Origin of the sequence: Methylocystis sp. H62 (genome assembly GCF_015709515.1) — a bacterium.
Lineage (GTDB): Bacteria > Pseudomonadota > Alphaproteobacteria > Rhizobiales > Beijerinckiaceae > Methylocystis.
Window position 1 is genome coordinate 128,367 of record NZ_JADNQZ010000057.1, and the last position, 15,092, is coordinate 143,458.

16 protein-coding genes are annotated in these 15,092 nt (G+C 62.7%); 2 read left to right on the top strand and 14 right to left on the bottom strand.

The window, feature by feature from the left end; all coding sequences use genetic code 11:
• Positions 1–455: 455 nt before the first annotated feature.
• From IYY11_RS15995 to IYY11_RS16010, 4 genes are all read right to left on the bottom strand, one after another.
• A complete protein-coding gene (locus IYY11_RS15995; protein WP_196404764.1) occupies positions 456–2,417 on the bottom strand; it encodes an acyl CoA:acetate/3-ketoacid CoA transferase in 1,962 nt (653 codons plus the stop codon).
• Positions 2,418–2,708: 291 nt separating this feature from the next.
• The gene (locus IYY11_RS16000; RefSeq protein ID WP_196404893.1) at positions 2,709–3,083 is read right to left on the bottom strand and encodes a 6-pyruvoyl trahydropterin synthase family protein; all 375 of its coding nucleotides are present in this window, start codon (positions 3,081–3,083) and stop codon (positions 2,709–2,711) included.
• Between the two features lie 2 nt (positions 3,084–3,085).
• On the bottom strand, positions 3,086–3,718 hold the full coding sequence (gene queE / locus IYY11_RS16005) for a 7-carboxy-7-deazaguanine synthase (RefSeq protein WP_196404765.1): 633 nt from the start codon (positions 3,716–3,718) through the stop codon (positions 3,086–3,088).
• A gap of 48 nt (positions 3,719–3,766) precedes the next feature.
• Positions 3,767–4,144 (bottom strand): cytochrome c, encoded by a 378-nt coding sequence (locus tag IYY11_RS16010; protein WP_196404766.1) that lies wholly within the window; start codon positions 4,142–4,144, stop codon positions 3,767–3,769.
• Between the two features lie 394 nt (positions 4,145–4,538).
• On the opposite strand from IYY11_RS16010, the gene IYY11_RS16015 reads away from it, so the two are divergent.
• On the top strand, positions 4,539–5,426 hold the full coding sequence (locus IYY11_RS16015; protein ID WP_196404767.1) for a tetratricopeptide repeat protein: 888 nt from the start codon (positions 4,539–4,541) through the stop codon (positions 5,424–5,426).
• 10 nt (positions 5,427–5,436) lie between these two features.
• On the opposite strand, the gene IYY11_RS16020 is transcribed toward IYY11_RS16015, so the two are convergent.
• The gene (locus IYY11_RS16020) at positions 5,437–6,324 is read right to left on the bottom strand and encodes an MBL fold metallo-hydrolase (protein ID WP_196404768.1); all 888 of its coding nucleotides are present in this window, start codon (positions 6,322–6,324) and stop codon (positions 5,437–5,439) included.
• 133 nt (positions 6,325–6,457) lie between these two features.
• Between IYY11_RS16020 and IYY11_RS16025 the strand changes: the two genes are divergently transcribed.
• On the top strand, positions 6,458–7,273 hold the full coding sequence (locus IYY11_RS16025) for a sulfite exporter TauE/SafE family protein (protein ID WP_196404769.1): 816 nt from the start codon (positions 6,458–6,460) through the stop codon (positions 7,271–7,273).
• Here IYY11_RS16025 and xth read toward each other — a convergent pair.
• The 9 genes from xth to IYY11_RS16070 all read right to left on the bottom strand — a co-directional run bounded on the left by xth (position 7,252) and on the right by IYY11_RS16070 (position 15,073).
• On the bottom strand, positions 7,252–8,037 hold the full coding sequence (xth, locus tag IYY11_RS16030) for an exodeoxyribonuclease III (protein ID WP_196404770.1): 786 nt from the start codon (positions 8,035–8,037) through the stop codon (positions 7,252–7,254). The genes IYY11_RS16025 and xth overlap by 22 nt on opposite strands.
• A 24-nt stretch (positions 8,038–8,061) precedes the next feature.
• Positions 8,062–8,610: a cytochrome c gene (locus IYY11_RS16035; RefSeq protein WP_196404771.1), complete on the bottom strand. Its 549-nt coding sequence runs from the start codon at positions 8,608–8,610 to the stop codon at positions 8,062–8,064.
• 69 nt (positions 8,611–8,679) lie between these two features.
• A complete protein-coding gene (locus IYY11_RS16040; protein WP_196404772.1) occupies positions 8,680–10,293 on the bottom strand; it encodes a sulfite exporter TauE/SafE family protein in 1,614 nt (537 codons plus the stop codon).
• 141 nt (positions 10,294–10,434) lie between these two features.
• On the bottom strand, positions 10,435–10,620 hold the full coding sequence (locus IYY11_RS16045; protein ID WP_018406346.1) for a DUF2892 domain-containing protein: 186 nt from the start codon (positions 10,618–10,620) through the stop codon (positions 10,435–10,437).
• 93 nt (positions 10,621–10,713) lie between these two features.
• Positions 10,714–10,815 (bottom strand): cytochrome bd-I oxidase subunit CydX, encoded by a 102-nt coding sequence (gene cydX / locus IYY11_RS16050; protein ID WP_018406347.1) that lies wholly within the window; start codon positions 10,813–10,815, stop codon positions 10,714–10,716.
• A gap of 17 nt (positions 10,816–10,832) precedes the next feature.
• Positions 10,833–11,972, bottom strand: a complete 1,140-nt coding sequence (cydB, locus tag IYY11_RS16055; RefSeq protein WP_196404773.1) for a cytochrome d ubiquinol oxidase subunit II — start codon at positions 11,970–11,972, stop codon at positions 10,833–10,835.
• 14 nt (positions 11,973–11,986) lie between these two features.
• Entirely contained in the window at positions 11,987–13,558 is a 1,572-nt protein-coding gene (locus tag IYY11_RS16060) for a cytochrome ubiquinol oxidase subunit I (protein ID WP_196404774.1), read from the bottom strand.
• A 19-nt stretch (positions 13,559–13,577) separates the two neighbouring features.
• The gene (cydP, locus tag IYY11_RS16065; RefSeq protein ID WP_196404775.1) at positions 13,578–13,736 is read right to left on the bottom strand and encodes a cytochrome oxidase putative small subunit CydP; all 159 of its coding nucleotides are present in this window, start codon (positions 13,734–13,736) and stop codon (positions 13,578–13,580) included.
• 53 nt (positions 13,737–13,789) lie between these two features.
• The gene (locus tag IYY11_RS16070) at positions 13,790–15,073 is read right to left on the bottom strand and encodes an NAD(P)/FAD-dependent oxidoreductase (protein WP_196404776.1); all 1,284 of its coding nucleotides are present in this window, start codon (positions 15,071–15,073) and stop codon (positions 13,790–13,792) included.
• Positions 15,074–15,092 lie beyond the last annotated feature (19 nt).

Sequence of the window (15,092 nt, forward strand, 5' to 3'; positions counted from 1 at the left end):
CGTTACATCGCACCTGTCGATCCGACAGCATGGTCGGCAGGCTCGCTCGGGCGGGACCTCGATGCGAACGCGATCCAGGATAGGCTCAGACACCCCCTGTTGGTGGGCCGAACCGAGCAACAACGTTGCGAGAGGAGCATGACGCCACCGGGTCAGACTATTTGACCGGCGTTTGGTTCCGGTCACTGGGCGATCAGGAGCAGCTGCCTGATCCGTCCATCCTCCGAGATAATCGACGACTTTCCGGGCGGCCGAAGGCAAAGGCCAAGCATCGGGCGCCCGCTCACAGACTGGACAATCCAGACTAGCTTCCAAGAGAAGCAAATGGCCCCGTGCGCTCTGCGCCACGGGGCCTGTTTTATTTTCCATCAGCTAAAAGTCAGGGCTTCGAGCGAAAGCCGAACGCGACGTTCGGCCCTTCGCCTTTCGAGGCTAGGAACCAGCGGCTGGTCCGGCTATGCCGGCGCCTTCTCTTCTTCCTTGCTGACGACCTCCAGGAAGGTCTCCGCCGCCTCGCGCCGCTCGAAGACATGCGGCTGCAGACCGCGTTTGGAGAGCGCCTCTTTCATTTTGAGCCGCGCGAAGGCGCTCGTCGCATAGCGGGTCGTGGTCAGATAATAGCGCTGGCTCATATAGTCGATCATTTCGGCGTAAGCGTCGTAGAGCGCCTCATTGATCTTCCAGCCATCGTGATTGACGACCGAGTTGACGCGCTTGCCCACCTTGTCAGACGCCTCGATCAGCGTCTTGCGCAGATCGTCGATGTCCTTCTTGGTTCGCGCGTGCCAGCCTTCGAGATTGACGAAAAGGATGTTGCGGTCCGCGTCGTAAGTGACGCGATCGGACATGTTGAGATTGATCAGGTCGGCGAGCAGTCCCATCGGCTCATCGATGAAGATGCGCTTATCCATCTCTTCAGCGTGTTCGATGATGGGCTTGAAGTCCATATGCGCCAGGATGTCTTTGTCGATATCGATCCCCGGCGCGACCTCGATCAGTTCAAGCCCCTTGTCGACGAGTTTGAACACGCAGCGCTCGGTCACGTAATAGACCGGTTGCTTGCGCTTTTGCGCGAATTTGCCGGAGAAGGTGATCTGTTCGACGGCGTTGAGGAACTTCTTGTTCCTGCCTTCCTGCAGAATGTTCACCTTGCCGTCGGCGATTTCGACGCGCAGTCCGCCGTTGGTGAAGGTGCCGGCGTAGACGACGAGACGGGCGTTCTGGCTGATGTTGATGAAGCCGCCGCAGCCGTTGAGGCGTCCGCCGAATTTCGACGTGTTGACGTTGCCCTGCAGGTCGCACTCGGCCATGCCGAGACAGGTCATGTCGAGACCGCCGCCGTCATAAAAGTCGAACTGCTGATTCTGCTGGATGATGGCGTCGGCGTTGGTCGCGGCGCCGAAGCTCGAACCGGAAGCGAGCACCCCGCCGATCGCGCCGGCTTCCGTCGTCAGCGTGATGTAAGGTGTCATCTTTTCTTCGTTGGCGACGGCGGCGATGCCTTCCGGCGCGCCGACGCCAAGATTGACGACGCCGTTCGGCGGCAGCTCGAAACTGGCGCGGCGCGCGATGACCTTGCGCTCATCCAGCGGCATCTTGGCGAACTTCTCGACCGGCACGCGGACTTCGCCCGAAAGCGCCGGATCGTGGATCACGCCGTAGTTCATGCGATGCATTTCCGGCGGATCGGCGACGACCACGGCCGAGACGAGAATGCCCGGGATATGCACGTCTTTCGGCTTGATCGAACCTTGTTCGACAATGCGCTCAACCTGCGCGATGACGAGCCCGCCACTGTTATGGGCGGCCATGGCCTGCGCGAGATTGTCGAGCACGAGCGCCTCGCGCTCCATCGAGATATTTCCGGAAGGGTCGGCCGAGGTGCCGCGAATGAAGGCGACGTCGATCTTGGTGGCGATATAGAACAGCCACTCCTCACCCATGATGTTATGGTATTTGACCATGTCCTCCTTGGTGCGGTCATTCACCTTGCCGCCGCCAAAGCGCGGATCGACATAGGTATAAAGGCCGACTTTGGAGAAGAGGCCCGGCTGGCCGGAGGCGCAGGCGCGGTAGAGCTGCGAGATGACGCCCTGCGGGAGATTGTATCCGCAGATCTTATTCTCCTGCGCCGCCTGGGCGACCTTCGGCATGCGGCCGAAATTGGCGGCGATGACCCGGCGCAGCAATCCTTCGTGATGAAAGCGCCCCGTGCCCAGGCCCTTGGAGTCGCCGGCGCCCGCGGTCATGATCAGCGTGAGGTCGCGCGGATGCTGGCTCTCGACGAAGCGCTTTTCCAATGCGGCGTGCAGAGCCTCGGGAATGCAGCTCTGGACGAAGCCGGTGGTGGTTACGACGTCATTGTCGCGAATGAGCGCAATCGCCTCGTCGGCGGTAATGACTTTGTTGTTCGCCATGTCCTCAGGGTTCCCTCGCTCCCCACTCTTTATTGGTTGCGGACTGTTGACGTCGCCGCTGTGGTGGGCGTTTTGCACAAAATGAGCGCTCAACCGTAGAGACCGGGCCGCTCTTGCGCAATAGCGGCGATGCGCCGCAGTTCGGCCGCAACCTCGCCCGCGCGCGGGGGATTGGCCGTTAGAGCGCTTCCCGGTCACATGAAATCATGTGATCGATAAGGAACCGCTCAAGATCAAAGTATTGGAGCAGGTTCTCATCGAAAAAGTCTGTCAACTTTTTCGGAACTTGCTCTAGTCGCCGCGGTAGACACACCCTTCAAAACAGCTGTCGCGAAAGACGCCAACTTCGGCAAGACCCGGCACTGTCGGCGAGAGGTCGCGCCAGATGTAGGCGCAGAGATTTTCGAGCGTCGGCTTCCCGAGGCCTTCGAGGTCGTTGAGAAACGAGTGATCGAGGCGTTCGCGCAGCTCCGCGAGCCTACGGCCAAGCTTGCCGAGGTCCATCACCCATTGCTCTTCGAGGGTGGGCGCGCCGCGCAGGGTCACGCGCACACGAAAGGAGTGGCCATGCAGATTGCGGTATTTGCCGCCCTCTGGCGCCTCCGGATCATAGAGCGCGTGCGCCGCCTCGAAATAAAACTCCCGAAAGACCTCGAAACTCGACACCGTCACTTCACCCCGATCGCCTTGTGGGTTTGCAAAGACAGACGCCAGCGCGGATGCGCCAGGCAGTAGCTGACCGCGGCATCCGTATTGCGCGAAACATCCGGCCCGTCCATGGGCTGCAGCAGAAAATGCGCGAAGTCGAGCCGCTCATAAGCGGCCGGGTCAACTCCCTGCTGGGGGAAGACCAGCTTCAATTCCGCGCCGCTTGTCTGGGCCAGCGGCGCGCCGCCCTTGGGCGACACGCAGATCCAGTCGATCCCGAAGATGACGGGCAGCGTGCCGTTCGTCTCGATGGCGATCTCGAAGCCTTGCCCATGCAGCGCCGCGACCAAGGCCTCATCGATCTGCAGCATCGGCTCGCCGCCGGTCAGCACCGTGAAGCGTCGTTCGCGGCCCTCTCCCCACAGCGTCGCCAAATGGTCCGCAAGCGCTGTGGCGTCGGCGAACTTTCCCCCGCCCTCGCCCTCGAAGCCGACGAAGTCCGTATCGCAGAATTGGCATTGGGCGGCGGCGCGATCCTCCTCGCGCCCGCTCCACAGATTGCAGCCGGCGAAACGGCAAAACACGGCGGCGCGGCCCGCGTTGACGCCCTCGCCCTGCAGCGTTTTGAAGGCTTCCTTGACGATGTAGGCCATTTGCCCGCTCTAGCGCGGACGCCGCGCGGCGTAAAGCGAGGCCGCCTCTTACCCGTTCTTGGGAAGCTCCTTGTCCTTACCGTCAGGTTCAGGCGCTGGCTGCGGGCGCGGGTCGAGGCTGCGGATATAGGAGACGATGTCGTCGATCTCCTTGCGCGACAGATGCATGTCGGGCATCGGCGGATGCGGATCCATCAGGAAATGGCCAAGCTTCTTCCTGTCGGTTCGGCGCTGGGAGATATCGAAGAAGGACGGCGCGTCGGCCGAGGCGCTGGTCTGATCCGACGTCACCACATGGCAGGTCGCGCACCATCGTTTCGCGACGATCGCGCCGCGCTGAGCGTCGCCCGCCGCGAGCGCCAAATTTGCGAAAGCGGCGCTTGCGCCGACGAGAGCCATTGCGAGCGTAAGGCGTCGAAGCTGCATGTGGTTTTCCTTAAGCGGGAGCCGTCGATTCGCTTCGCATGAAAGCACAAGCGCGGCTCGCTGGGTATCGGCGCCTCTCATGCGAGCTTGCGTCAGGACGACGCGTGGCCTCGAGCCGCTGCTGCATTTTTGCAACAGACATGTGTTCTGATTGCAACAGTACGGCGGATTAGCATCTTGCCCACGATTGTCGCTATGGCAGCCCCTTTTCAGACACAAAAGCTGAGCTAAGGTGACCGGGTCACAAGCTCATTCGAGATGCGGAGACAGGCGCCGAAAGATTTTCCTTTCGGCCGCAGGTTCCTTCTTTCCCTCTCGCTGATTAGCGGTGACGGCTGGCGTATGGCCTCAAAGGACGTCGGGCGTCTTCTGGGTTGAAGGAAGTCGAAACATTATGGTCGGAAGCGTTCATACGGGCGTGATTTCAGCCTTTAGGCGCAAGAGGCGCACGGCGTTGCCGATCTGCCTATTTGCGACGAGCCTTGGCATGCTGGTGACGGCTTTCGTCGCGCCGGCGCCGGCGCTTGACGCGCCTCGCACCGCCGCCAGGGCCGAGGCGCAACCTCTGCCGATGTTCAAGGATCCGCGCGAGGCGCTGCGCGCCGGAGTCGAGAGCTACCATGCCGGCGACGCCGCGACCTCGGTGACGGCGCTACGCTATGCCGCGGAAGGCGGTGAGCCGCTGGCGAAGTGGAAGCTTGGCAGGATGTACGCCGAAGGCGACGGCGTCGTTCGCGACGACGCCAAGGCATACGAATATTTCGCGCAAATCGTCGATCACTACGCCGACGACGAGCCCGATCCCCGCGAGCGATCGATGGCGGCGAGCGCCTTCGTCGCCGTGGGCGTTTACCTGCGTGACGGCGTTCCAAGCGCAAAGATCAAGCCCGATCTCGATCGCGCGTTCGATCTGTTCCGTTATGCGGCGACCTATTTCCGCAACGCCGACGCGCAATACAATCTGGCGCGCATGTATCTCGAAGGAGCGGGCGTGAAGAAGAACGTCCGCCAGGGCGTGAATTGGCTGGAGCTCGCGGCGCGCAAGGGCCATCCGCAGGCGCAGGCGATGCTCGGCCGGATGATGTTCACCGGCGAGGCGAGCGGCGAGCCGGAACGCGCGCGCGGATTGATGTATCTGACGCTGGCGCGCGACGCTGCGGGCGGCGCCACTCGCGACCAATGGATCACGGATTTGCATGCCGAAGCGCTGAATTCCGCCAGCGACGCCGACCGTAGCGCGGCCGTCACCATGCTGGAGGGCTATCTGCGCGAACGCAACTGACGTTCAGATTTCAACCGGCTTGGGCCGCAGCGCCTTTGAACTTCACCGGGATGCTCAAGAAGCGTGCGCCATCGCCGCGCGGCGGCGGAAACTTGCCGGCGCGAATGTTCACCTGAATTGAGGGGAGCAGCAGCCGCGGCGCGGCAAGCTCCTGGTCCCGCTTCTGTCGCCCGGCGACAAATTCCTCTTCACTGACGCCGTCCTTGATCTGCACATTCTTGGCGCGCTGCTCGGCGACCGTCGTCTCCCATGCGTAGACGTCTCTACCGGGCGCCTTGTAGTCATGACACATGAAGAGCCGGGTCTGCGGGGGCAGGGAAAGAATGCGGCGGATCGACCGGTAGAGCGCTTGCGCGTCGCCGCCGGGGAAATCCGCGCGCGCCGTCCCATAGTCGGGCATGAACAGCGTGTCGCCGACAAACACCGCGTCGCCGATCTTATAGGCGACGTCGGCCGGCGTGTGGCCGGGCGTGTAGATCGTTTCGCCCTCGAGTTCGCCGATGTTGAACCGCTCGCCATCCTTGAAGAGGTGGTCGAAGCATCCGCCGTCAGCCTTGACGTCCTCAGCCCCGAACACCGGCTTGAAGATCTTCTGGACCTTGTCGATGTGTTCGCCGATGCCGATCTTCGCGCCCGTCGCCGTTTTGACGATTTGGGCGGCGGAAAGATGGTCGGCGTGCGCATGGGTTTCGAGAACCCAATCGATTTTTAATCCTTCCCGCGCCGCCTCGGCGAGGATGGCGTCGATTGAATGCGAATCGGCGACGCCGCTCGCCGGATCATAATCGAGCACGGGATCGACGATCGCCGCCCGCTTCGTCGCGGGGTCGCTGACGATATAGCTGATCGTGTTGGTGGGCTCGTCAAAGAAGGCCCTGACGGACGGCGCCTGCGGCATCGATCTCTCCTTCTTGCAGCGCTCAAGCGCTTCTCTTCGTTCGCGCTTTCGCCTTTTCCTGCTTGCGCCGTCAGATATATATGCGTTATAGCTAAATAAGCAAGTGCTAATATTATACGCGCGAAGGAGCGACATGCTGACGGCTCTTCCTCTGGACGCCGTGCTGGGTCTGGTTTCCGGCGGTCTCGTCGGCTTTACGCTGGCGCTCGTCGGCGGCGGCGGCTCGGTGCTGGCCGTGCCGCTTCTCGTCTATCTTGTCGGCGTGCCCAATCCCCATATCGCGATCGGCTCGAGCGCCGCGGCCGTCGCCGTCAACGCCCTGATGAGTCTCGCCAATCATGCGCGCGCACGGACCATCAAATGGCGCTGCGCCTCTGTCTTCGCAGTGTTCGGGGTTGCTGGCGCATTCGGCGGATCGACGCTCGGCAAGATCATCGACGGCGAGAAGCTGCTGGCGCTGTTCGCGCTGCTGATGGTCGTCGTATCCTATCTGATGCTGCGGCGCCGGGGCGCGCTAGGCTATCCGGCAGTCAGGCTCAACCGCGAGAATTTCCCCCGGCTCGTCGGCGCCGGCGCCACGGCCGGCGCGCTGTCGGGCTTCTTCGGCATCGGCGGCGGCTTCCTGATCGTGCCGGGGCTGATGTTTGCGTCCGACATGCCGATCCTGAACGCCATCGGCTCGTCGCTCGTCGCCGTCGCCGCCTTCGCGGTGACAACTGCGGCGAACTACGCTTCTTCAGACCTCGTGGACTGGGAGCTTGCCGGGACGCTCGTGCTCGGCGGCGCGTTTGGCGGGCTGATCGGCGCCGCCGCGGCGCGACATCTGTCGAAGATGCGCGGCGCGCTCAGCGCCATCTTCGCGACGGTCATCTTCGCGGTGGCGCTTTATGTGCTCTGGCGCAGCGGCGGCGCGCTCGGGCTACTCGATCACGCGGCGAAATCGGCGTAGATCGCGACGTGATCGGAAGGTTTCTCGCCGGCCCGCATCGATTTGACGATCTCCACCCGCGCTAGCCGATCAGAAGCTTGCGGCGAGAGCAGAAGATGATCGATGCGAAGCCCCTTGTTCTTCTGCCAGGCGCCGGCCTGATAATCCCAGAACGTGTAGAGCCCGCCTTCATCCGACGTCGCCCGAAGCGCGTCCACGTAGCCGAGATTGACCAGGCGCTGATAGGCGGCGCGGGTCTGCGGCAGGAATAATGCGTCGCCGAGCCACGCGGACGCCTCATAGACGTCGCGCGCCTCCGGGATGACATTGTAGTCGCCGGCGAGCACCGTCGGCTCTTCGAGGCCAAGCAGCGCCTCCGCATGGCGCGTCAGCGTCTCCATGAAGGCGAGCTTGTAGAGATATTTCTGCGTGTGCGGCGGATTGCCGTTCGGCGCATAGATCGAAGCGACGCGCATGACGCCGCCGGCGCCGTCGGCGATGACCGCTTCAATGTAGCGCGACTGCGCCTCGCCGTCGAAGCCCGGCAGACCGAGAGTGACGTCCTGAAGCGGCGATTTGGAGAGGATCGCGACGCCGTTGAATCCCTTCTGCCCGTGGACCGCGACGTTATATCCCGCGTCCTCGATTTCGAGTCGCGGAAAAACATGGTCCTCGCACTTCGTTTCCTGCAGGCACAGCGCGTCCGGCGCGGCCTCGCGCAAAAAGGCGAGAAGCGGCGCGAGGCGTTGCCTGACAGAATTGACGTTCCAAGTCGCGATGCGCACCGTCGGCTCCCAACGCCGCGCGCGTCAATCGAGACGATAAGTGGCGTGGCAGGCGTTGCAGGCTTGCACGACTTGCGACAGTTCGGCAAGCGCCGGACGCATGTCGCCGCCGGGCCCGATCTTGGCCGCCTCCTGCGCGAATTTGCTCGCCTGCTCATGCATCGTCAGACCAAGCGCGCGCATTTCGTCGGGCATGTGATGCGCCATCATCGCCGGCATATCGCCGAGTTCGCCGCTCTTGGCGTTCGGCTTGCACGCCGCAGCGCCGGGCGACGCCATGCTGAGATGCGCGTTTGCAACCTTTGCGGCCGCCGCGCCGTCGCCCTTGCCCAAGGCCGCCAGGATCTCGGCGACCGCCTCGGCATGTCCGCGCATATTGGCGAGCATATGCGCGCGCATCGGCGCCGGAAGGTCGACCTCCTGGCGCGTGTCGCTCATCTTCGGCGACATTTTCATATGCTCTATGTTCATCTGCTTCATATGCCCGCTGTGATCGTCTGTGTCGTCGCCTGCGATAGCGGCGGCGGCGAACAACGAGAGCCCGCATGCCGCGGCGAAGAGAAATCTTCCCATTCTGGCCTCCCCTTCATGTGACAACGGCGAGCGTAGCGCGCCAGGCGCCGCCGCGCGCGGGACGAATCGTCACGGCTGGATGTTCGGCGGCAAATTGATGATCTGTCCTTGGCGCAGCTTCTTGCGATTCAGCGCCGGATTGGCGGCGGCGATGTCGCGCCAGCGCTTTTCGTCGCCATAGAGCCGCTTGGCGATCGCGCGCAGCGTGTCGCCGCGTCGTACCGTATAGGTCTTCTGCGCGGCGGCCGACGGCGGCGGGCGTGGCGTCGCTTGCGGCGCGCCCTGATCTGCCGAGGCGGGGGCGGATGGCAGAGATGGCGCGGCCGGCTTTGCGTCGACGACGACGAACTCCCCGCGCATCATGCCCATCCAGCAACTCCAGGGAATGACCCCCGTCTTTTCGGGCGTGAATTCGATCGTCTGCAGCCCCGGCTTGATATCGAATTCGAGCTTCAGGGAAGGCACGACGATACGATGGTTGCAGTTCGTCACTTGCGTCGCGTTGATCACCCATTTGACCGGAACGCCGCGCAGCAGCGTGAAGCGGGCGGGCGCAAAGCCAAGGCCATTGGCCTCCATCTCGATGGTTTGAGTCTTCGGCGCGGCAGGATCCTGCTGTGGCTGGGCGAGCTCAACGGGCGCCGGGCTTCGCCAGCTCGTCACTAGCGACGCGAGATCGGCGCCCGAGCCTGTAAGGATCAATCCGCGATTGATCATCACCGCGCCGAGCGCGACGACGATCACGCCGGACGCGGTCAGCAGACGATGCGTCACGGCGCCCGAGAGCACTGTCGTCAGCGCGCCGAAGGCGAGCATCACCGGCAAGGTTCCAAGGCCGAAGACGAAGAGCGTCTTCGCGCCTTCAACGGGGCTGCCGGTCCCGGCCGCCAACACATACATCGCCTGCAACGGTCCGCAGGCGATCATCAGACCGTTGAGAAGACCGATCACGAACGGTCGATGGCGCGCGCCGCCGGCCTCTCGATTGACCCAGTTCTGTAGCGGCCGAGGCAGTCCTAACCGAAAGCGGCGCAGCGGCGCGAACAGCCCGAGCATATTGAGCCCGAAGATGAGCAGGAAAGCGCCCGCCGCGACTCCGGCGACGCCGCGCAGCACGGGCGTGAAAGCGATGAAGGCGCCGAGCCAGCCGAAGGCGGCGCCGATCGCCGTGTAGGACAGCGTCTTTCCGGCGCCATAGGAGAGGTGCGAGACAAAGGACGAGCGTCCCGCCCGCGCATCGGCTGCGGCGTAACTCACGACAAAAGCGCCGCACATGCCCACGCAGTGGAAGCCTGTCAGGAGCCCCAAGAGAAACAGGAGTCCGAGACTCATATGCTGAGCGATGTCAGGCTCGCCCTCGGCGCTGATCCAGCGCGTATCGAAGAGAATCAAACCGGCGAGGGCGGCGAGGGCGGCGACGATGATCGCCAGTCTGACGAAAGGCGAACGCCGGCGCTGCGCCTCTTCGGTCAGAACGACGCGATAGCCGTTCTGCTCGACGCTGTTGCGAATCGCGCTGAAATTGGTCGCATCGGCGTCATAGTCGACGACGACCGTCTCGGTGGGATAGCTGGCAGAGACCCTGCGCACGCCGACGAGCTTCCTGATCGCCGCTTCGATGACATGCTCGCAGCCGTGGCAGTGCATGCCGCGGGCGTGAAAGGTGATCGCCGTTTCGTTCATCTAAGGTTTAACGCCTCGCCGCGCAGCATCGAACCAGGACCGACGCTTCGGCGTCGGCCGCACTGCTCATTCCGTCTTCACGCCGTGGCCGTGCGCGAGACGGAATTCCTTACAAAGTTGCTTGCCGAATTACTTGCCCACTTACTTGCCGAGCGTATCCATGCCCAGGAGCTTATAAGCGGGGCAAAAGTTGACGAAGGCCGTCGTCAGTGGAATGAGCCCGACGAGTCCCCATAGCGACTGCGGACCGATGAAGACCAGGCTGAGCAAGAGGAGTCCGGCGACGATGCGGATGATCCGATCGGTCCTTCCGATATTGGCTACCATGATTAATCTCCCTTCTCCCGCGGCGATCGTAATGTCAGGCTATCGCCTCGCATGAGATCGCACAGCGACTAAGTCTCGCTTGAGGCGCGGCTGCTATTTCTGCCTGTCGTCGTCGTCGAGTTCGAGCCACATGGCGTTGAGAATGGCAAAGGCGCAGGCGAGCCCAAGCCCCAATATCCATGAAAAATACCACATCGCACGCTTTCTCCCGCTCAATAATAGTAGTCGTCGCCGCGACGGATCGCCGCCTCGGTCACTGCGCCGCGCAGCACGTAATAGACCCAGCTGGTGTAGGCAAGGACGATCGGCAGAAAGACGATCACCGCGATGAGCATGAGCGAGAGCGTCCCTTTGCTCGACGACGCGTCCCAAACCGTCAGGCTTTGGCTCGGGTCAGTCGATGACGGCAGCAGGAAGGGGAACATGCTGAAGCCCGCCATCGCCGCGACGCCGGCAACCGCCAGGCTGCTGGCGAGAAGCGCGAGTCTTTTCGTCGACAAGGCGAAAGCGAGGGCGGCGACAAGCGCGCCCGTGTACGCCAGCGCGGGCGCAGCGATCATCCAGGGGTAGGCGCGGTAATTGTCGAGCCAGGCGCCGGCCTCCCGCGTCACCGTCTTCGACAATGGATTGGACGGCCCTGCGTGGTCGATGACGCCGACGATCCGATAACCTTCGACGCCGAGCATCGTCCACAATCCAGCGGCCGAAATGAGAAGAACAAGCAGGATCGCGGCGAGCGCGCCATATCGGCGGGCGCGGACGGCGACATCGCCCTCGCTCTTGACGCTGAGCCAGGCGGCGCCCTGCATTGCAAGCATCGTCACGCTGACGAGTCCGCAGAGCAGACCGAAGGGATTGAGGAGGCCGAGTAGGCCGCCCTCATAAGTCGCGCGCAGCGTCTGATCGAAATGAAAGGGAACGCCCTGCAGAAGATTGCCGAAGGCGACGCCGAAGATCAGCGCAGGGACAAATCCCGAAACGAAGAACAGCCAGTCCCAGGTCTCGCGCCAGCCGCGCGCTTCCCTCTTGCCGCGAAAGACGATGGCGACCGGCCGCAGGATGAAGCCGATGAGGACAAGCAGCATTGCGAGATAAAAGCCGGAGAAGGACACCGCATAGAGCGGCGGCCAAGCGGCGAAAACGGCGCCGCCTCCGAGAATGAACCAGACTTGATTGCCCTCCCAGACGGGTCCGATTGCGTTCAGCGTCACACGCCGCTGCGCGTCGTTGCGGGCGATGAAGGGATGCAGCATGGCGACGCCGATATCGAAACCGTCGAGGACGGCGAAGCCCGCGAGCAGGACGCCAAGCAGCGCCCACCAGATGAGACGAAGCGTCATATAGTCGAACATCGCTTTCGCCTTTCCTATTGGTTCTGCGCCGACGCCGGCGCGGGAAGCACGGGCGCGCCGGAGGGATGAGACTCATCCGACTGTGGGCCGATGCGGACATATTTGACGATCAGCGCGACATCGATGATAGCGAGCGCGCTGTAGAACAGCACGAAGGCGGCGAGGCTCGCCGCGACATTCGACGCGGGGATGTTGGAGACGCCGAGGAACGTCGGCATCGTCGCGTCGATGATCCACGGTTGCCGGCCATATTCGGCGACGATCCAGCCGAGTTCGGCGGCGACCCAGGGCAGCGGCAGGCTATACATGACCATGCGCAGGAACCACGGCTTCCCGCAGCGGCGCTTGCTCGACAGATAGAACGCGACGGCGAAAAGCGCGATGAAATAGAACCCCAGCGCCACCATGATGCGGAACGACCAGAACAGCACCGGCACGTCGGGAATCGTCGTAAGCGCAGCTTCATGTATCTGCGCGTCGGTCGCATTCTCGATGTCTGGGCGAATGCGCTTGACGAGCAGCGAATGGCCGACGTCGCGCATAGAGGCTTCGAGTTCCGGCGGAACCGCCGCGTTGGGATGGCCGCCTTCTTTCGCAAGCCACTGATAGCCGGCCATGCCATTGCGGATGCGCGTCTCCGCGCGCGCGACCAGCGCTTTCACGCCTTCGACCGGCTTATCGAGCGAGCGCGTCGCAATCAGACCCAGGAGATAGGGTATGCGAATTTCGTCTTTCGTCGTTTCACTCTTGAGATCGGGAAAACCGAAGACCGTAAAGGACGCCGGCGGCGTCTCCGTCTCCCACATCGCTTCGATCGCGGCGATCTTCATCTTCTGGTTCTCGCCCGCCGTATAGCCGCTCTCATCGCCGAGCACGACGACCGAAAGCGCGGAGGCGAGACCGAAGCTCGCCGCCACCGTCAGCGAGCGGCGAGCGATATCGACATGACGACGGTTCAAAATGAAATAGGCGGCGATCGACATGACAAACATCGCGCCCGTGACATAGCCGGCGCTGACCGTGTGCACGAATTTCGATTGCGCCACGGGATTGAACAACACTTCGGAGAAGGACGTGAGCTCCATGCGCATCGTCTGCGGATTGAACGCGGCGCCGACCGGGTTTTGCATCCAGGCGTTGGCGACGAGAATCCAGAGCGCCGAGAAATTGGCGCCGAGCGCGACCAGCCAGGTGACGACGAGATGCTGGACCTTGCTTAAGCGTTTCCAGCCGAAGAAGAACAGGCCGACGAAGGTCGCCTCAAGGAAGAAGGCCATCAGGCCTTCGATGGCGAGCGGCGCGCCGAAAATGTCGCCCACATAGTGCGAGTAATAGGCCCAGTTGGTGCCAAATTGAAATTCCATGGTGACGCCGGTGGCGACGCCCATGGCGAAGTTGATGCCAAACAGCGTGCCCCAGAACTGCGTCGCCTCTTTCCAGACTTTTCGTCCGGTCATCACATAGACGCTCTCCATGATCGCGAGCAGCAGCGCGAGGCCCAGAGTCAGCGGCACGAACAGGAAGTGATACATCGCCGTCAGCGCAAACTGCAGGCGCGAGAGCGTGACGACGTCGAATTCGAACATTTTGAACTCCTGATCGATGTCAGCGCGGCGCAGTGGCGGACAGCGTTTCCGCCATCTGCGCCGGCGTCACCCTAATGCGATGCGCGGGGCCGAAGAACGCGATGTAAAGCGCAACGAGCGCCAGCAGTTTGAACCCAAGCGCGATGGCGATCTCGCGTCCTAATGGCCTTGTGCGCATCGACTCGTCCCCTAGCGTTGCATGCCCTAGCGTTGCATGGCTGCGGCGCCGCCTTATGACAGTGCGCGGCGCAGCCGTTCGATGCCGAGCAGTTTCATGATGTACCGCTCATAGACAGGCTCGCTCTGTCCCTTGCGGACCTTGCGCAGGAAGTATTTCTCATAGGCGATCTTCGCGAGATGCACCCACCGCCCCTCGCTCGACCAGTTGACGTTACGCGGCGGAATCTGCGGCTTTGCGACGAAGGCGACGCCCTTGTCGCCGAAATCCGCCAAGCAAACCGCATTCCACGTGCCTTCTTCTTTTGCATCGCGCCCAGCGATCAGCGCGGCGATATTATGCGCCGTCGCCGTCACCATCGACTCGATCATGTAGCCGGTCTTCGGCGTGCCTGTCGGCACCGGCGTCGCCTCGACCGGGGGGATCGCAACGCAGACGCCGACGCCGAAGACATTGCGATATTTCGGATTGCGCTGGTTCTTGTCGATGATGACGAAGCCGCGCGGATTGACCAGTCCCTCGACGCCCATCAGCGCATCGACGCCTTTGAAGGCGGGCATCACCATGGCGAATTTGAACGGCACTTCGTGCTCTTTCTTGACCTGTCCCTGGTCGTCGAGCTCGGCGCATTTGAGAAGGCCAGGTTCGATGGCGGTCGTCTTGGCGTTGACGATCCATTTGATGTCGCGATCGCGGAACGCCGATTCGAGCATTCCCTTCGTATCGCCGACGCCGCCCAAACCCAGATGGCCGACATAGGGCTCGGACGTGATGTAGGTCATCGGCACCTTGTCGCGGATGCCGCGCCGACGCAGATCGGTGGAAAGGATCATGGCGTATTCATACGCCGGACCAAAACAGGAGACGCCGGGCGCCGCGCCGACGATGATCGGACCGGGATCCTTGCAGAAATCCTCATAGGCCTTGGACGCCGTCTCGGCATGCTGCAACGTGCAAACTGAATGCGTGTGTCCGCCATGTGGTCCAAGCCCCGGCACTTCCTCGAAAGCGAGCTTGGGGCCCGTCGCGATAACGAGATAGTCGTAGGCGACGCTCTCGCCATTCTGCAGTTCGAGACGGTTTTCGTCGGGCAGAACGCGCTTCGCGCCAACGGGAATGAAATTGATCTTCTTCTTCTTGAAGACCGGCGCGAGCGGCACCTTGAGGTCTTCCGGCTTGCGCCATTGCACCGCGAGCCACGGGTTGGACGGCGTGAACTGGAAATTCTCGAGTTCTGAAATGACCGTAACCTGATGTTGCTTTCCTAGTCCCTCGCGGAGTTCGATCGCGGCGGCGACGCCGCCGATCCCCGCGCCCATGACGACGATATGAGCCATTTCACTCCCCCCTTTGCGC

Bases quoted from the DNA above. Each gene is read 5' to 3' on its own strand.
- cydP (WP_196404775.1), bottom strand. From the start codon at position 13,736: ATGCGCACAAGGCCATTAGGACGCGAGATCGCCATCGCGCTTGGGTTC.
- IYY11_RS16060 (WP_196404774.1), bottom strand. From the start codon at position 13,558: ATGTTCGAATTCGACGTCGTCACGCTCTCGCGCCTGCAGTTTGCGCTG.
- IYY11_RS16070 (WP_196404776.1), bottom strand. From the start codon at position 15,073: ATGGCTCATATCGTCGTCATGGGCGCGGGGATCGGCGGCGTCGCCGCC.
- cydB (WP_196404773.1), bottom strand. From the start codon at position 11,972: ATGTTCGACTATATGACGCTTCGTCTCATCTGGTGGGCGCTGCTTGGC.
- IYY11_RS16025 (WP_196404769.1), top strand. From the start codon at position 6,458: ATGCTGACGGCTCTTCCTCTGGACGCCGTGCTGGGTCTGGTTTCCGGC.
- IYY11_RS16045 (WP_018406346.1), bottom strand. From the start codon at position 10,620: ATGGTAGCCAATATCGGAAGGACCGATCGGATCATCCGCATCGTCGCC.
- IYY11_RS16020 (WP_196404768.1), bottom strand. From the start codon at position 6,324: ATGCCGCAGGCGCCGTCCGTCAGGGCCTTCTTTGACGAGCCCACCAAC.
- IYY11_RS15995 (WP_196404764.1), bottom strand. From the start codon at position 2,417: ATGGCGAACAACAAAGTCATTACCGCCGACGAGGCGATTGCGCTCATT.
- IYY11_RS16015 (WP_196404767.1), top strand. From the start codon at position 4,539: ATGGTCGGAAGCGTTCATACGGGCGTGATTTCAGCCTTTAGGCGCAAG.
- queE (WP_196404765.1), bottom strand. From the start codon at position 3,718: ATGGCCTACATCGTCAAGGAAGCCTTCAAAACGCTGCAGGGCGAGGGC.
- cydX (WP_018406347.1), bottom strand. From the start codon at position 10,815: ATGTGGTATTTTTCATGGATATTGGGGCTTGGGCTCGCCTGCGCCTTT.
- IYY11_RS16010 (WP_196404766.1), bottom strand. From the start codon at position 4,144: ATGCAGCTTCGACGCCTTACGCTCGCAATGGCTCTCGTCGGCGCAAGC.
- IYY11_RS16040 (WP_196404772.1), bottom strand. From the start codon at position 10,293: ATGAACGAAACGGCGATCACCTTTCACGCCCGCGGCATGCACTGCCAC.
- IYY11_RS16035 (WP_196404771.1), bottom strand. From the start codon at position 8,610: ATGGGAAGATTTCTCTTCGCCGCGGCATGCGGGCTCTCGTTGTTCGCC.